Annotated in this window: 10 protein-coding genes; 6 read left to right on the forward strand and 4 right to left on the reverse strand. The window is 39.0% G+C overall.

Annotation, left to right across the window (positions count from 1 at the left end):
• The first annotated feature begins 69 nt into the window (after positions 1-69).
• Entirely contained in the window at positions 70-1503 is a 1434-nt protein-coding gene (locus QNI15_RS14785) for an efflux transporter outer membrane subunit (RefSeq protein ID WP_314002864.1), read from the forward strand.
• A 60-nt stretch (positions 1504-1563) separates the two neighbouring features.
• Here the strand turns inward: QNI15_RS14785 and QNI15_RS14790 are convergent, their stop codons facing one another.
• Both QNI15_RS14790 and QNI15_RS14795 read right to left on the reverse strand, forming a co-directional pair.
• A complete protein-coding gene (locus QNI15_RS14790) occupies positions 1564-3945 on the reverse strand; it encodes an ABC transporter permease (protein WP_314032338.1) in 2382 nt (793 codons plus the stop codon).
• A 265-nt stretch (positions 3946-4210) separates the two neighbouring features.
• Positions 4211-4591 (reverse strand): nuclear transport factor 2 family protein, encoded by a 381-nt coding sequence (locus tag QNI15_RS14795; protein ID WP_314032340.1) that lies wholly within the window; start codon positions 4589-4591, stop codon positions 4211-4213.
• Between the two features lie 137 nt (positions 4592-4728).
• On the opposite strand from QNI15_RS14795, the gene QNI15_RS14800 reads away from it, so the two are divergent.
• A complete protein-coding gene (locus tag QNI15_RS14800; RefSeq protein WP_314002858.1) occupies positions 4729-5385 on the forward strand; it encodes a class I SAM-dependent methyltransferase in 657 nt (218 codons plus the stop codon).
• A 358-nt stretch (positions 5386-5743) separates the two neighbouring features.
• On the opposite strand, the gene QNI15_RS14805 is transcribed toward QNI15_RS14800, so the two are convergent.
• Positions 5744-6049, reverse strand: coding sequence for a hypothetical protein (locus tag QNI15_RS14805; RefSeq protein ID WP_314002856.1), 306 nt, complete (start codon positions 6047-6049; stop codon positions 5744-5746).
• A gap of 493 nt (positions 6050-6542) precedes the next feature.
• Here QNI15_RS14805 and QNI15_RS14810 point away from each other — a divergent pair, with 493 nt between their 5' ends.
• Positions 6543-6740 (forward strand): hypothetical protein, encoded by a 198-nt coding sequence (locus tag QNI15_RS14810; protein WP_314002854.1) that lies wholly within the window; start codon positions 6543-6545, stop codon positions 6738-6740.
• Positions 6741-6930: 190 nt separating this feature from the next.
• Here the strand turns inward: QNI15_RS14810 and QNI15_RS14815 are convergent, their stop codons facing one another.
• Positions 6931-9450, reverse strand: coding sequence for a family 20 glycosylhydrolase (locus tag QNI15_RS14815; RefSeq protein ID WP_314032341.1), 2520 nt, complete (start codon positions 9448-9450; stop codon positions 6931-6933).
• 692 nt (positions 9451-10142) lie between these two features.
• On the opposite strand from QNI15_RS14815, the gene QNI15_RS14820 reads away from it, so the two are divergent.
• The 3 genes from QNI15_RS14820 (at position 10143) to QNI15_RS14830 (ending at position 16049) form a co-directional block, all read left to right on the forward strand.
• Positions 10143-13553 carry a SusC/RagA family TonB-linked outer membrane protein gene (locus QNI15_RS14820; RefSeq protein ID WP_314032342.1) on the forward strand — a complete coding sequence of 1137 codons (3411 nt, stop codon included), beginning with the start codon at positions 10143-10145 and terminating at the stop codon, positions 13551-13553.
• Positions 13554-13604: 51 nt separating this feature from the next.
• The gene (locus tag QNI15_RS14825; RefSeq protein WP_314032343.1) at positions 13605-15374 is read left to right on the forward strand and encodes a RagB/SusD family nutrient uptake outer membrane protein; all 1770 of its coding nucleotides are present in this window, start codon (positions 13605-13607) and stop codon (positions 15372-15374) included.
• Between the two features lie 111 nt (positions 15375-15485).
• On the forward strand, positions 15486-16049 hold the full coding sequence (locus QNI15_RS14830) for a GrpB family protein (RefSeq protein WP_314002844.1): 564 nt from the start codon (positions 15486-15488) through the stop codon (positions 16047-16049).
• Positions 16050-16248 lie beyond the last annotated feature (199 nt).

Consider the following 16248-nt stretch of genomic DNA (forward strand, 5'->3'; position numbering starts at 1 on the left):
AAGGTGAAAGCAGACGGTTCTGAAATAAAACATTCCATGTTCTTTCATGGGGCCTCACCTTGATAAAAAATGAAACATAGACTCTCACTATATATTTACCTGCTGGCATTGGTAGGGCTAACATTGAATAGTTGTAAAAGCCTGGACACTAGTGTGTCAGTTCCCAAAAGAAATTTGCCAGGTACTTTTGCAGGGCAATATGATTCTGCTTCTGTTGCCTCAGTGAACTGGCGTCAATATTTCGCAGACTCTGCGTTGGTCAGTCTTATAGACACTGCCCTTACCCACAATATAGATCTGCAGATAGCTTTGCAACGGATAGAAATATTCCGATCCAACATCCGATTTGCAAAAGGAGCCATGCTGCCACAGGCAGGATTGGCTGTAGCGGGTGGTGTAAGAAAGTTTGGCCTGTATACTATGGATGGTGCTGGTAATATCACAACTGAAATCACACCTGGACAGATTGTGCCTACCCATCTTCCTGATTTGTATGTAGGTCTTCAGGCTTCCTGGGAGATAGATATTTGGGGTAAACTGAAAAATCAACGGCAGTCAGCAGTGGTACAATACCTGGCAAGTGTAGAAGGCAAAAATTTTGTACTTACCAATCTGATTGCAGATATAGCAATTTCTTATTATGAGTTGCTTTCGCTGGATAATGAACTGGAGATTACCCAACAAACTATCCAAAAACAGAAAGAAGCTGTAGAGGCGGTTAAGACCTTAAAAGATGCTGCAAGAGAAAATCAACTGGCAGTTCATCAGTTTAATGCTCAGTTGCTGAACACCCAGGCACTGGAGCGAGAAATCCTACAACAGATCGTTGAAACAGAGAATCGTATTAACTTTCTGCTGGGGCGTTTTCCCCAATCTGCTCCAAGACAGAAGGAAAGCTTATTTCGGCAGAGTACACAAACACTATCAGCAGGTATTCCCTCTCAGTTATTACTAAACCGACCTGATATTCGGGAAGCAGAACTTCAGCTTAAGGCAAGCCAACTGGATTTACAATCTGCACGTAAATCCTTTCTACCTTCGTTTTCCATTACAGGAGGATATGGTTTTCAAGCTTTTAAACCTGAGTTCTTGTTTACTATGCCTGCTTCAATAGCCTATTCAGCTTTAGGTAATCTGGTTACGCCATTGGTTAACAGAAATGCCCTGAAAGCACAATTTACTACAGCCAAAGCTATACAGGTTCAGGCTATGTATGTTTATCAACAAGCTATTCTGAATGGCTATACAGAGGTAGTTAATGAGCTTTCAAATATAAATAATCTAAAAGAAATCCTGGTATTTAAACAACAACAGGCAGATGCGTTGTTGCAATCAGTAGAAACATCTACCGAGCTTTACAAATCAGGTAGAGCCAGTTATTTGGATGTATTGATTGCCCAACAGAATTCGTTACAAACACAACTGGATGTGATCTCTACCAATAAGCGTCAACGCATTGCATCTATAAATGTATATAGAGCATTGGGCGGAGGCTGGAAATAAAACTATCTATTTGTCTTCCTGCATGATATATATATCATGCAGGAAGACTTTTTCTTTCTTTTATTCGGTACGTAAACTCCTGACAGGATTCGCAATGGCTGCACGTATGGCCTGAAAGCTTACTACCAGTAGTGTGATACTTAGTGAACCTATACCTGCTGCTACAAAAATAAACCAGGAGAGCGAGGTTCTATAGGTATAGTTTTGCAGCCAGTTTTGCATAAAGTAAGAAGATAATGGTATTGCAATCAGGAAGGAAATTCCAAACAGTACCAGAAAATCTTTTGACAATAAACTCCATACATTCCATACAGAGGCTCCCAATACCTTTCGTACTCCAATTTCTTTTTTACGTTGTTCTGCTACAAATGAAGTAAGTCCAAATAACCCCAGACCGGAAATAATGATAGCTAATACAGCAAAGATGTTTGCCAGCTTTCCAACTCGTTCCTCATTGCCAAACTTCTTGGCATAGTCATCATCTACAAAGCTGTACTCAAATGGCTGATCTGGATTGAATTTTTTAAAAACCGGCTCTATTTTATGTAAGGCTTCAACTGCACTTATTTTGGGATTAAGTTTAAGAATGTTCAGGTTTCCCGGATAATTCAGAATACCATAAATACTTGGTTTTGCCTCTGAATAGGGAGAACCCATAACCATGTCGTGTACCACGCCAATCACTTTTAATGGTTGATCCCACCAGGTTATGGTTTGACCTACAGGATTTTTTAAATTCATAAAGCGAACCGCTGTTTCATTCAAAATTACAGCCGAAGAGTCAGTAGTGAATTTTTGAGAGAAGTCTCGTCCTTCTTTTATCTGCCATCCAATGGTTTTTCCGTAGTCGAAAGAGATAGAAAGAACCCCAAAGTCAGTGGACAGGTTAGGATCTTTACCCGGCCATTTCACACCACTTGTTGTATTCCAGATATCCGTAGTAGGACTTTCTGACTCTGCTATATGGGTGATGACGCCAGCTTGTAGTAATTCGTCTTTTACTGCATTGAAATGGGAATGGATGGCATCTCCTGAGGTGGAAATCTGGAGAAGGTTAGCTCTGGAGTAACCTACAGGCCTATCCTTGGCAAACTGTATTTGCTGATAGACTACAATTGTGCCAATGATAAGTGTAACGGAAACAGTAAATTGGACTACCATCAACACTTTACGTGGAATTGCTGCATTGCGACCCGCTTTAAAAGTTCCTTTCAGGACTTTTACTGGTTTAAAGGAAGATAGATAAACAGCTGGATAACTACCAGATATCAGAGCTGTAATAACAACAAATAAAGAACAGATTAACCAGAAAGTTACACTATTCCAGGGCATTTGCATCTGCTTATCTGCTATCTCATTAAAGAATGAAAGAGAAAACCGGACAAACAAGGTTGATAATACAAAAGCAAAAAGAACCGTCAGAAAAGATTCACTAAAGAATTGAGCAATCAACTGTTGTCTTACTGATCCAATGGCTTTACGAATGCCTACTTCCTTGGCACGTTTCTCACTTCTGGCAGTTGACAGATTCATAAAATTGATGCAAGCCAACAATAATACAAACCCACCTATAATGCCAAACATCCATACATATTGTATAGCACCTCCGGTATTAACTCCGTTTTTAAACTCAGAATACAGATGCCATCCACTCATCGGCATCAGAAATAAGGCAGGTTTTTTCTTTTGTAGTTCAGAATTTATCTTTCTCAGTTTGGCATCCCGTATTCTTTGATTTACGGCGTCTATGTCTGCATTCTCATTTAGCTCAACAAACAAACTAGTGAAGTTAGGCCGCCATGGATCTGGCATTTTTTGCATGTCACTGTTTTTGTAATAAAAATCCCAGGAGGCGATAAAGTGGAGGTTGGCAAAGGTTGAGTTTTGTGGAAAGTCCTCATATATACCAGCTACTTTGACAGATGGTAATTTATCTATTTGAATAGATTGGTTAAGTGCCTCTGCGTCTCCAAAATAGGACTTGGCTGCAGAGGCAGAGATAAGCACAGAAGAAGGGTCTTGTAAGGCGTTGTGACTTCCTCTCTGCATAGCAAGTGTAAATATATCTGGCATTTCTTTTTCAAAGAAACCTCCTGTTTGCTTTAGCTTTTTATCTCCAATGGTGAGCAGATGTTCTCCCCAGTTTACTGCCATGGCAATATGCTTAAAGTCACTACTATAATGGGTGCGTAGCTCTTCTGCCAGTGGATAGGGTACTGCCCACCAGGTTTGTACTTCTCCGTTGTTGTTCAGATTTTGAATTACCTGTGCTATCCTGTTATAGTTTTTGAAATTTTTATTGTAAGAAACTTCATCATACACCCATAAACCTATTGCCATCGCTACAGCCATGCCAATAGATAAACCCATCACATTAATAAATGAGTGCGTCTTGTCTTTTACAAGATTTCGCCAGGCAGTTTTGAGATAGTTTTTTAGCATAGGATTTTCAGATTATAAATGATTTAACAGATAGAACAATTTCTGGTCTTCTAATGCATTACAAATGCATTGCCATTTGCTTGCAACCTGTATTTATAGTCTGAAATAGGGATTTTGATAAATTTACCTTGCATGTATTGTTCACAAGCGGACAGGATATGTTCGCTTGTGAACAGCTGACAAATACTGTTTTTAGTGTATAAGCAGAGATAGCTGGTAAATCAATGTCTTATGAAGCATAATGCATAAGTTGAAAGTTTATAGATCATAACTCACGTATTTCCATGTGTTTAATCAATCCTTCTGTTAAAGTATATAGATGGTAAAGCATTTTATCCTGTAAGAGATTACCAGACAAATCCTTCACCACCTGATGTACTTCCACAACTATTCGTCCAGTGTTGTCTTTATGTATACTAGAAGGCTGTACTGTAGGGTTGATCATAGTCCATTGTCTTAACCAATAACTCTTTACTTCTGCGGGGCCGTATACATAACCTCCTTCCATGCCATTGGGCCAGTGCACATCAGGTGTCATGAGAGTTAAAGCCGTATCTACATTACGGGCATTAAATGCTTGATAGGCTGCCAGAATGAGTTGCTTCTCTTCGGATGTTATGGGTAATTGTGAAGAATCTGATTGCATAATGATACTGTTTTAAATTGATATATAGGTTAATCAGAATTGGGTGTAAATATCACCCAACATGTACAAAAAAGTGCATGTTCACTATATCCGTCTTTTTGAATGTTTCCCTAAAATGCACTAGCTTGGCGGTCAGTATGAAAACATCTGAAGAAGTTATTGCCGGTCAGGCCATTTATTCTCGCTCTGTATTGTCCATATATGACATATGGGTATTGGGTATTTCCAATTCATTTATCTGGAAGTGTCCATCTTCCAGGATATTGTCACTATTTAATCAGCATGTTTCAGCCAATCATCTGGATGTAGGAGTAGGTACAGGCTATTTTCTGGATCGTTGCAAGTTTCCTGTTGCTAATCCTCGGGTAGCTCTGATGGACCTGAATGAGAATAGCTTACATGCCGCAGCAGCACGCATTAACCGTTATAAACCGGAAACATATAAACACAATGTGCTTGAGCCTGTAACACAGAGCATTGCTTCTTTTGACTCTATCTCCATAAATTATTTGTTTCATTGTTTGCCAGGTTCTCTTTCTCAAAAGGCAGTTTTACTGGATTATCTTCATCCCTTACTGAATGAAAACGGTGTTCTATTTGGATCAACCATTTTACAGGGTGATGTGAAACGAGGATATCCTGCCAGAAAGTTGATGAGTATATATAACAAGAAAGGTATTTTTAGTAATACACAAGATGATTTGCAAAGCCTGCAACAAAGTTTATCGAAAAGATATCGTGAGTTTGGTGTTGAGGTACAGGGATGTGTAGCTTTATTCTGGGGTAAGAAATAAATACTAAAACCATACTATTGCGTTTGGAATAAACAAACACAATAGTATGTTATGGTCTAATCCAAATGTAAATAAAGTTTGTAGTTGTCTTTGAAGAGAAGATTCTGTCTGCGCATAGTTTACTGCAAAAGATTTTTAGTAAAAACAATCCAGTTTATTTCTTCAATGAAGAGATTGCGTTTTATTTACAGCAATTTTTATTTTGACCGGAGTTTCGATCATTTTTTTGTTTGTGCATAACTCACCGCAAAAATAAAATCTGATCAGAATTCAACGCAAACAACGGCCTGCCGTGAATTATATGCAAGTCTTTCTCTGATACCAACAATATGGCATAAGAAGTGTATATATTTTTCTTTTATTTTCTTAATAGTCTTTCCTGTTGTTTCCTCTGTTTTTTTAGCATAAATGTTTCTTCTACTGCACTGACTATATTGACCATCTGCTGTGCCTGCTGAAATTTATCTGAAAACTTCTCTGGTAGATGATATCTATAAAAACGATACATTGTAGGAGTTGCAACTTCAACAATGTAGGTAGTACCATCCGCCCAATTATCAACAAGTCCATAGATCTTATCCATATCGGGTAATGAGAACACATGGTTATCATGTAACATCTTTAGTAACGTATTCCACCCATTAACAGGATGAAGAGATACCATAGTGAATTTAACTTTAGCTGTTTGGTTCTTTGTATAATAATCTGATAATATATAGTTGTTGAATCTGGTTTTTCCAGAGTAAATCCCTGTGAATGCGATTGATAATTTATACTAAGGACTATAAAGGCGAGAAGAAAAAGTTTTTGTATAGTAATCATTCTGTAAAGAATCAAACAAATACGATTATATATTACAAATTTTAATTAATCATGATGCTGGAATAGATAGAATTAGTTAAAATCCATCTTTCTTAGACTCTTCTGCTGGCTTTACTAGTTCAGTAGGTAATCCTGCTCCAGGCATTAGTTCTATAACTAAGTCACTGTATACTAAATATGACTACTTTACTGTTTTATTGATGAAATAGTAAAGGGTATACTGTATCGGAAACTATTCACCTTAACTTTAAAGGTTACAAACTTACTGAATTTCCTGTTGAAATAAGAAATGCAAAAACCTTACAAATCATTATACTGTTAATAGGTAGAATCAAATGATTATCAAACAGTTTATTAGGGTTATCTGTTGTTGTCTGGTTATAAACAGTTCTGCACAAAATCTTTTAACAAAAGATGGACTTAAAACCGGACGATGGGTAGAGAAAGATACAACAGACTCCTGGGATACCAGAATTGGCAATTATAAACTAATCTCACAAGATACTTATATTATTACTGATACTCTTGCATAATAAAGCAGAATCGCAAAGTGTCTCATTTGGGGATGGCGAATTTATTAAATTTGATTTACATAAGTTTCCACCAGGTAGGTATCGCTTACATATTATGAGTTGTAATGATGATGGCAAGCTTTGGGTAAGGCACTAAAAAAGGAGGCTACTCTATTAGAGTAGCCTCCTTTTGCTTTGGATATAGTATCTTTTACTGGTTAGTCACCAATACTGTATGACTGCCTCTTCCTGTCAGGTTAAAGCTTTTTAACTTGATGGTACCTTTTTCTTTGATAGGACCACTATATACTGGACTGTTTAAAGTTGGTTCAGATCCATCAGTGGTGTAGTGAATACTAAATCCTGGAAACTGAACATTTGCCTCGACTTGTCCCTGATTAATAACGGCTCCAGGTGTAGGTACCCTGTATTGAAATCCACCTGCATACTGATCCAGACGAGGAAGTTCTCTTTTCGCAACCACATTGATAAACTCTGACCAGGCAGTCTGGTATAACGTTTCACTTTTTGCTGCATCATTCTCTTTTGCCCATTCTGGTTCTTTTGACCAGGCTCTTTCCGCTAATCCAAACATTTTGGGTAGTAACATATACTCTAGTCTTTCCGGTGTACGAATGTTTTCACTCCAGATGGCTCCCTGTAAACCCACAATGTTTGATTTGCCAAACTCCGTTAACTGCTCTCTGCCTTTGATAATGGCTGGATTAATCGGGTTACCATCGTTATCTTTCAGGTTCTTCAGATAGTCGAAAGGAATGAAGTAAAACGGTTTGTCTATATCTACATAGCCACCCCAAAAATAACCCGGCTCATCAAAAGATTGATTGTATGCCAGATCAAAGTAGAAGTTGGTTACTGCAGTCAAGACTACTTTTATACCTTTATTTGCCATACGATAGGCTAAATCTTCGGCTCCTGAGCCTGGTAGGTTATTCCACACATCTACCTGTATTTTTTTCTTTGCCAACTCCGTATTAGGTTCCCATACTGCTTTACCATTCACGAACGTTTTTACCAGCCCTGATTCTTCCCATCCGTACATGGATAAGTTACGTTTATTGAGCATTGTATTCACCTTTGTGAAATAGTAGTTCCACAAATCATTGGGAGTTTTTAATTCGCCTTCCGGGCGTAGTAATGCATTGACTGCCGGAGATTTTTCCCATACACCTGCCGGTACCTCATCTCCTCCAAAGTGAATCATTTCCAGAGGGGCATTGGCTTCCTGATACATTTTCCGGATGTCATCCACTACAGTTTCCATGAAGTTATAGGTCGATGGCAATGCAATATTGATTACGTTATCATCCCACCCTTGTACAGAACGGTACTGAGATTTGTCATTTGGATCTCGTAACAGGTATTTCTGAGCTTCTTCTGCTTGTCCGAGCTTCATCAGTCTTTCATATCGTGCATCCATTGCTTTAATGGCTGCTCTCGCATGGCCAGGTGATTCAATTTCGGGGATCACTCGGATATGACGTTGATCAGCATATTTCAGAATTTCAATAAAATCAGCTTTTGTATAATAGCCCGAACCGCTGCTAGTAGTATCCGCGCCTGACCCAAAGGAAGGATAAAGATGATCTTTACTATCAGGTGTAGCAGCTCGTTTGGAACCAACTTTAGTAAGTTCTGGTAAGGAAGGAATCTCAAGTCTCCATGCTTCATCTTCACTAAAGTGGAAGTGAAATACATTTAGCTTATATAAAGCCATAAGATCCAGTATCTTCAGCAGTTCTGCTTTGGAATGAAAGTTCCGGGCTACATCAATCTGTAAGGCCCTATAGCCAAATCGGGGAGAGTCACTTACTTCAACACCAGGAACAGTAATAGTTTTGTCTGTATTTTTAGCTGAAGAAGGTATAAGGGAGATAAGTGATTGAATACCATAAAAGGCTCCTGTTGGGGTAGAAGCAGAAATAGTGATTCTGTTTTTTGTAACAGCAAGTTTGTATTCTTCTGGAGCTAATCCTGCTATTTTTGAGAGAACAATAGCTTTTCCTTTCGGCTTTGTCTGAGAAGTTGATTTTTTTCCTGTAAGTTGGATGATATATCGCGTTAAGGCCTCTGTTTCATTTTTGAAACTGGCATCCGCAGAAATTGCTACAGTAGGGTCAAGGATAAATTTATCTGCTGTCTCTGTATAATTAACAGGTGTTGGAAATATCTTGACCAGCTTTTCTACAGGAATATTGGCAATCTGCTGGTTTTGTTTGTAAATGCGGTTGGCAACTAATAAATCATTCTTCCCAGTATTGAATAATGGTTTTACAACCACATTGAGAGGATATCCTTTATTCGGTGCATGATCCGCACTGATATAGAATCCTATAGGTAATCCAGAAACATTTCGTATTGCACCACCAGTCACTTCTATTTTTTTTGATCCGCCTGCTAGCAATGCTCCAAACTTAGGACCAGGAGTCAGAGCAAATAAATCTCCATTTACCAGTTTGATAATCGCTTGAGTAGTATCCAATGCTTTGAAGCCAGATGCATTAAAGAAAATAGTCCAACCTGTAGCAGGAAATGGGGTGTTTCCTGTATTGGAAAAGACAATAGTAGATTGAGATTTGCCTTGTGTATTATTATCTGATACTTCCCAGGTTACCTGTAAGCTTTTGAAATCGGCAGACTGTAATTGCTGAGCATACGAAGCCAGATGGAATTGGAGGAGAAATAAGAATCCCGAGACAATTTTTTTCATTCGGTTCAATGTACGTTTAGTAAGAAAGGGGTTATGAGAATATAAGTTTATTTATCCTGCAAGAAATGTGCAGACATTTTTGAGACAGAGAAAGATTTGATGTTATTGAAGGATTAGATTAATTGAAAATCCTTCTGAGCAAATATATGAATAAAAAAATATTTTTTTATTCCATTTAAAGAAAGAAAATTCTTTAATCAGTCCAATATGTAGGCTTTTATAGAAGTTAAGAAGAATCCCCTATAGAGATAGAGAAACATTATCCTTCGTGGTAAGATCTATATAGAATAATTTAAAAAAATCTGATATTTTTCTGGATGTTAAATAGAAGTTAGACTATCAGATTCAAAGAGATTGCATAGTAATATCTTCTTTATAGATGGTATAATTCATCTATTTGTACAAGTTTAGCATAATTACATGCTGTATTTCCTGGAAACCTCTTCAATCTTACCTCATAGGACGTTGCAATTAGATGTAGCCTTGACACTTCATCTTGCTAATCAGGTAGTTATGTTATGAAATAATGATAAAAAATTAATTCAATCGTTTTGTGATATTTGATTATATTTTTTTACTTGCAACGAGTGATTTATATTTTTTATTTTTTTAGTTATATAATAAGCAGAAGATCCTTCACTTTTTGTCGTCAGTTTTTTATTCTGTTCACTTTTAACCCAACAGTTTCTCTGATGCACCACTTTTACACACTTACCCTATGTGTATTAGAAAAGAAATCTTCTTTTTCTGATACCCAAGCTTGTAGAAAAGGAAACAACGCTTTCAAAAGCCGCTTTCTTTATGTCCTTTTTGCCCTTATAATCGGGTTAGTCTTTACCTCACTGCCACTAAGTGCTCAATCGCGAACAGTGACAGGAAAAATTACTTCTGTAGAAGATGGCTCTGAGTTACCAGGAGTTAGTGTACTGGTAAAAGGAACTACCAGTGGATCTACAACCAATGTTAATGGACAATACAGTCTGACCGTTAATGGAAATGATGCTGTGCTTATCTTTAGCTTTATTGGGTATACCTCACAAGAGATAACCGTAGGAGCAAGAAGTACAATAGATGTTAAGTTAGCACCAGATGTCACCTCTTTGGGTGAAGTAGTTGTTACAGGTTATACCACCCAGCAGAAAAAAGATTTAACCAGTGCTGTTGCCGTTGTAAATTCTAAAGATCTTTTGGCTGTAGCGGCTACCAGTGTACAACAACAATTGCAGGGAAGAGCACCTGGAGTATTTGTCACAAGCAGTAATGTACCTGGGCAGGGAGCCAATGTCCGCATACGTGGTTATGGAACCATAGGTAATAATGATCCTTTGTACATTATCGATGGAGTACCTACAAAGGATAACCTGGCTAATTTCAACCAGAATGACATAGAATCTATTCAAATCCTGAAAGATGCTACTTCCGCTTCTATTTATGGAGCCAGAGCAGGGAATGGTGTCGTCATCATTACCACTAAAAAAGGAAAGTCTGGAAAGCCCAGAGTAACATTTGATGCATACTATGGCGTACAACAACATGGGAAATTGCTTGATCTGCTAAATACTGCTGAATATGGTCAGTATTTATGGAATAGCAAACGTAATGCTGGAGTAGTGAATGCTACAACCGGTAATCCGGAACATGGTCAGTATGGTAATGGGGTAGATCCTGTAATACCTGATTATATTGTTCCCAGTGGTGCATTTGAAGGCGATCCACGGGTAGATCCATCTAAGTATAGTCGAAATCGGTACTTGGCTGATGGGTCAAACAATCCAGCTTTTGGTAGAGATGTTTTTCAGATTACTAGAGCTAATAAAGCAGGCACTAACTGGCTGGAAGAAGTGTTGAACAGAGCTCCGATGCAAAATTACCAACTGGGAGTGTCTGGTGGTAATGAAACTGCCAAGTATGCTTTTTCTGCTGGTTATTTCAATCAGAAAGGGATGATTATCCATAATGGTTTTGAGCGGTATTCTGTTCGGGCAAACACAGATTTCTCAATTAATAAACGCATTCGGATAGGAGAAAACCTGCAGGTATTATATGCCCGTCGAACTGGTTTGTTTGGAGATCAGAATGAAAGTAATGAAATCTCGTTTGCCTTACGGATGCAGCCGATTGTACCTGTATATGATATAGCTGGAAATTTCGCAGGTACATTGGGCAATAATCTAGGTAATGCCCGTAATCCGGTAGCTTTATTGTATCGAAACAAAGATAACGGATACCAGGACATGCGGATTTTTGGCAATGTATATACAGAAGTAGATCTTCTTAAAGGGATGACTGCACGTACCAGCTTTGGGCTGGATGGTACAGTAGGGAGAGGTAAAAATGCTCGTACACCAGACTGGGAAAACTCAGAAGCTTCCCGTTACTATGAATATACTGCCGATTTCAATTACCGCAGTGCATGGACATGGACCAATACCTTGAATTACAAAGTAAAAGTAAAAGAGATTCATGATATCAATGCTACTATTGGTACAGAAGCAATCCGGCAATATGGTGAAAACCAGAACGGCTTCCGAAGCCGCTATGCTACTACAGCTACATTATTTCCTGAAAACCTGGAATTTCTGGATGCAGGTAATCCGCAATTTCAGACCAACAGCGGATCAATCCGAAATGACAACACGTTGTTTTCTATGTTTGGCCAGATTAACTACTCTCTGATGGGTAAGTATTTGTTGTCTGCTACATTACGACGTGATGCTTCTTCCCGGTTTCTTTCTGCCTCCCGTTGGGCTACTTTCCCAGCTGTATCTTTGGGCTGGCGTATTTCCGAAGAGAGCTTCCTGAAAAGTATTAGCTGGATTACTGATCTTAAAATACGGGGAGGTTGGGGGCAAACAGGTAATCAGGACGGAATCAATGATTATAACTCATTCGAGTACTATGATACCGACGTAACTCGTGGAGGATATAGTGTTGTAGGTAATCCTAATGGCTACGATGTAACATATTCATTACGCAAGTTTGGTAATCCTCAAGGCAAGTGGGAAACTACTACCTCTACTAACCTTGGTTTCGATTTAGGATTATTTAACAGCAGAGTAGAAGTCACTTTTGACTGGTATAACCGTCAGACAGATGATGTATTGTTGCAGATTGACTTGCCTCGGGCATTAGGTAACGCTGATATTCCTTTTTACAATGCTGCTGGTGTACGTAATCGTGGTGTAGATTTGGGAATTACCCTGCGTGACCGAATTGCTGAAAAAGTGGATGTCAGTTTAGGATTGATCTATTCCAGCTATCGGAACACCGTTACAGTTATTGATCCATTGAATAATGATGCTTTTATTCCTGGTATTAGTTTGCGGACACCTGCTGTTACCCGTTCACAGAAAGGCTATCCGTTGTCTTCTTTCTATGGATATGTAGTGGATGGCATTATACAGGAATCAACAGATGAAACAAGTGGTAAAGTAGATGGAGTCGCATTTCCCGGATACTATGATGCTGTCATTTATACCGACTTGAATGGAGATGGTGTGAGAGAGCCACACAAAGGAATTGGTCGATTCAAGTATCGGGATATCAATGGTGACAAGCAAATTACTGCAGCTGGTGATCAGCAATATATCGGTAATCCTCATCCTAAATTTAATTATGGAGTTAACCTGAGTCTGGGATATAAAGGCATTGAACTGACTGCCTTTCTACAGGGAGTTTCCGGCAATGATATTTTTAATTATATCCGCTATTGGACTGATTTCAATACCTTCCAGGGAAATCGTAGTCGCAGGGTATTATACGATTCCTGGGCACCTGACAACCGAAATGCGAAGTTGCCTATCCTGAATGAAAAAGATGCAGTTAGTAGCCGACCCTCCTCTTATTTCATAGAAAAGGGATCTTATGCTCGTTTGAAAAATCTACAACTGGCGTATAGTTTCCCTAATTCACTTACTTCCAAAGCTGGTCTTGGTACTGCCCGGGTATACGTTCAGGCTCAGAACCTGTTTACTATTACTAACTATACGGGTCTGGATCCTGAAATGCAATTGCGTGATAATAACAACAATCAGATTGGGGTAGATGAAGCCATTACGCCTGTTTCCAAAGTATTCTTGTTTGGTTTGAGCCTTGGTTTTTGATACAGCTCATTTTATCCTACCTGTTACGTTCGTTATTTCTAATCTAAACGTATGAAGACAATGAATAAAAAAACGATACTTACCATTCTTTCTGCCATTACTTTATTATGCAGTACCTCTTGTGGAGACAACTTTCTGGCGAAAGAACCTCTGGGACGTTACAGTCCTGAAAGCTTACAAAATGCAGCTGGCGTAGAAGGATTGCTGGTTGGAGCTTATGGGATGCTGGATGGAATTCCGGTAGGTACTGGGCAGAGTGACTGGCACGGTTCAATACATTCCTGGATATTTGGAGATGTAGTTTCAGATGATGCCTATAAGGGTACAGATGCAGGGGATCAGCCAGAGCAAACATTCCTGGAAACCTATCAGTGGCTGGAGACTAATAATCATGTTCGGGGTAAGTGGAGTGCCCTTTACAATGGAGTTGCACGTACCAATCAGGTTTTGCAAACCTTGACAAAAGCTACTGATATGGATCCTGCCCGGGCAGCTCAGGTTACTGCTGAAGCTAGATTTTTACGGGGATTATATCATTTTGAGGCAAAAAGGATGTGGAATAACATTCCATATTACGATGAAACGATTTACAACTCTTCAGATCCCAGTAGTGTCAAAATTTCTAATACAGAGGATGCCTGGCCAAAAATCATAGCTGATTTTGAGGCCGCAATAAGTGTATTGCCTGCAAAACAGCCCGGATTTCCCGGACGGCCTACACGTTATTCTGCTATGGCAATGCTTGCCAAGTGCTACATGTTTCAAGCTTTTGATATAGCTACAGGAACTGCCAGGCTGGATAATATTAACAAAGCAAAACCTTTACTGGATACTATCATTACCAGTGGAAGGTATACATTGATGCCTCAGTATCATCAAAACTGGTCAGCAGATCCTGCCAACCGAAACAATGCCGAATCCATTTTTGAAGTACAATATCAGGTAACAGCTGCAGCCGATGGAGGTGGAAATGCTGGCATGGATCTGGCATGGCCATATAATAATGGTCCTGGAGGATGTTGCGGGTTTTATCAGCCTTCCCAAAATCTCGTAAATGCACACAAAACAGATCCTGTTACAGGACTTCCTCTGTTGGATACATTTAATGAAACAGATGTAAAAAGTGATGAAGGATTTAAGTCTGGCGATCCCTTTACAGCTGAAACAGGTACATTAGACCCTCGTCTGGATTGGAGTGTAGGACGTCGGAGTATCCCTTATATGGACTGGGGAACTCATCCGGGACGTGACTGGATACGTGATCAGGCGTATGGTGGCCCCTACTCACCTAAAAAGCATATTCCTGAAAAACGAAATTCTGGCGTATCCGGTAACGTGCGAAGACATGCAAATAATTATCGTATGGTACGTTATGCACATGTGTTGTTATGGGCTGCCGAATGTGAAGTAGAACTTGGCAATCTGGAAAAAGCACGTGAGTATGTAAATCTGATTCGTGCACGGGCAGCCAATCCTGCTGGCATGGTGCTTACGTCTGGTGGCACACCTGCTGCCAACTATTTCATAAAAGAATACGATGCTCCATGGACAGATGCAGAAACTGCACGTAAAGCAGTTCGGTTTGAGCATCGACTGGAATTTGCCATGGAAGGAACACGTTTCTTCGATCTAGTACGTTGGGGAATTGCAGCACAAACGCTTAATACATTCCTGACTAAAGAACAAGTGCGACGAACGTATTTGAATGGAGCTCAGTTTATCAAGGGCAAACATGAATACTACCCGATTCCTTTTCAGGAAATTGTCAACACAAAGGTAGATGGAAAAGATGTTCTTGTTCAGAACCCTGGTTATAATTAGAATTATTTACAAAAACAGCCTGTACATACAGGCTGTTTTTGTGTATTATCAACTTGCCAATTTTATTAATTTTGGCAAATAGAAAACACTATAATTCGCTATGATTAAAGTATGGCAGCACAATCTCACTCAGCGGTTAAACAAATAGAAATAGTTGCATATGATGTCCACTGGCCACACTATTATGAACAGGAGAGAGAGACCATTTTGTCATTAAGTAATGGTCAATTACTAAAAATAGAACATATCGGAAGTACTGCCATTCTTGGACAAGAGGCCAAACCTGTTATTGATATGATGGGAGCAGTGGAATGCTTACAACAAATAGATGGTTTTTTAGCTGACCTGGCTGCTATTGGTTATCAGCTAACAGAAACCGGAATGCGAAACCGACTTTTTCTTGTAAAAGCAGCAATGGAGAGTAAACCGACTTATCACCTGCATCTTGTAGAATTACATTCCTGGGAAGGACGGAAAGAACGAATGCTGCGGGATTATTTACTGACACATCCTGAAGCTGTACAGGTTTACAGTGAGTTAAAACGCAAACTGGCCGAACTATATCCTTATGATACTTTGGCGTATACAAAAGCCAAAACCAGTTTTGTCCAATCTGTTATTGACCAGGTTTGTGATGAACGGGGATTACCCCGAATGGATGTATGGGAAGAGTAAGTCACTAATTGAAAGTTGTAATGACTATGGTTGATTATTCAGATAGCTACTTCTGGCTAATTACTATCTATCACATAGAAGGTTGACAATCCTCATTCTAAAATCCTTTTTATCCTTCTAGATTTACCTTTATTCCTCTGAAACTATTTTTTATGTGGTTTTAGATATCTTCTATTACTATATTCAGTAACAGGTGGAT

The sequence above is a fragment of the Xanthocytophaga flava genome (genome assembly GCF_030068545.1).
Classification (GTDB): Bacteria; Bacteroidota; Bacteroidia; order Cytophagales; family 172606-1; genus Xanthocytophaga; species Xanthocytophaga flava.

What these genes read in the sequence shown, in the direction of transcription:
- QNI15_RS14820 (WP_314032342.1), top strand. Translation starts at nt 10,143, where the DNA reads ATGCACCACTTTTACACACTTACCCTATGTGTATTAGAAAAGAAATCT.
- QNI15_RS14800 (WP_314002858.1), top strand. Translation starts at nt 4,729, where the DNA reads ATGAAAACATCTGAAGAAGTTATTGCCGGTCAGGCCATTTATTCTCGC.
- QNI15_RS14790 (WP_314032338.1), bottom strand. Translation starts at nt 3,945, where the DNA reads ATGCTAAAAAACTATCTCAAAACTGCCTGGCGAAATCTTGTAAAAGAC.
- QNI15_RS14825 (WP_314032343.1), top strand. Translation starts at nt 13,605, where the DNA reads ATGAAGACAATGAATAAAAAAACGATACTTACCATTCTTTCTGCCATT.
- QNI15_RS14810 (WP_314002854.1), top strand. Translation starts at nt 6,543, where the DNA reads ATGATTATCAAACAGTTTATTAGGGTTATCTGTTGTTGTCTGGTTATA.
- QNI15_RS14795 (WP_314032340.1), bottom strand. Translation starts at nt 4,591, where the DNA reads ATGCAATCAGATTCTTCACAATTACCCATAACATCCGAAGAGAAGCAA.
- QNI15_RS14805 (WP_314002856.1), bottom strand. Translation starts at nt 6,049, where the DNA reads ATGGTATCTCTTCATCCTGTTAATGGGTGGAATACGTTACTAAAGATG.
- QNI15_RS14830 (WP_314002844.1), top strand. Translation starts at nt 15,486, where the DNA reads ATGGCAGCACAATCTCACTCAGCGGTTAAACAAATAGAAATAGTTGCA.
- QNI15_RS14815 (WP_314032341.1), bottom strand. Translation starts at nt 9,450, where the DNA reads ATGAAAAAAATTGTCTCGGGATTCTTATTTCTCCTCCAATTCCATCTG.
- QNI15_RS14785 (WP_314002864.1), top strand. Translation starts at nt 70, where the DNA reads ATGAAACATAGACTCTCACTATATATTTACCTGCTGGCATTGGTAGGG.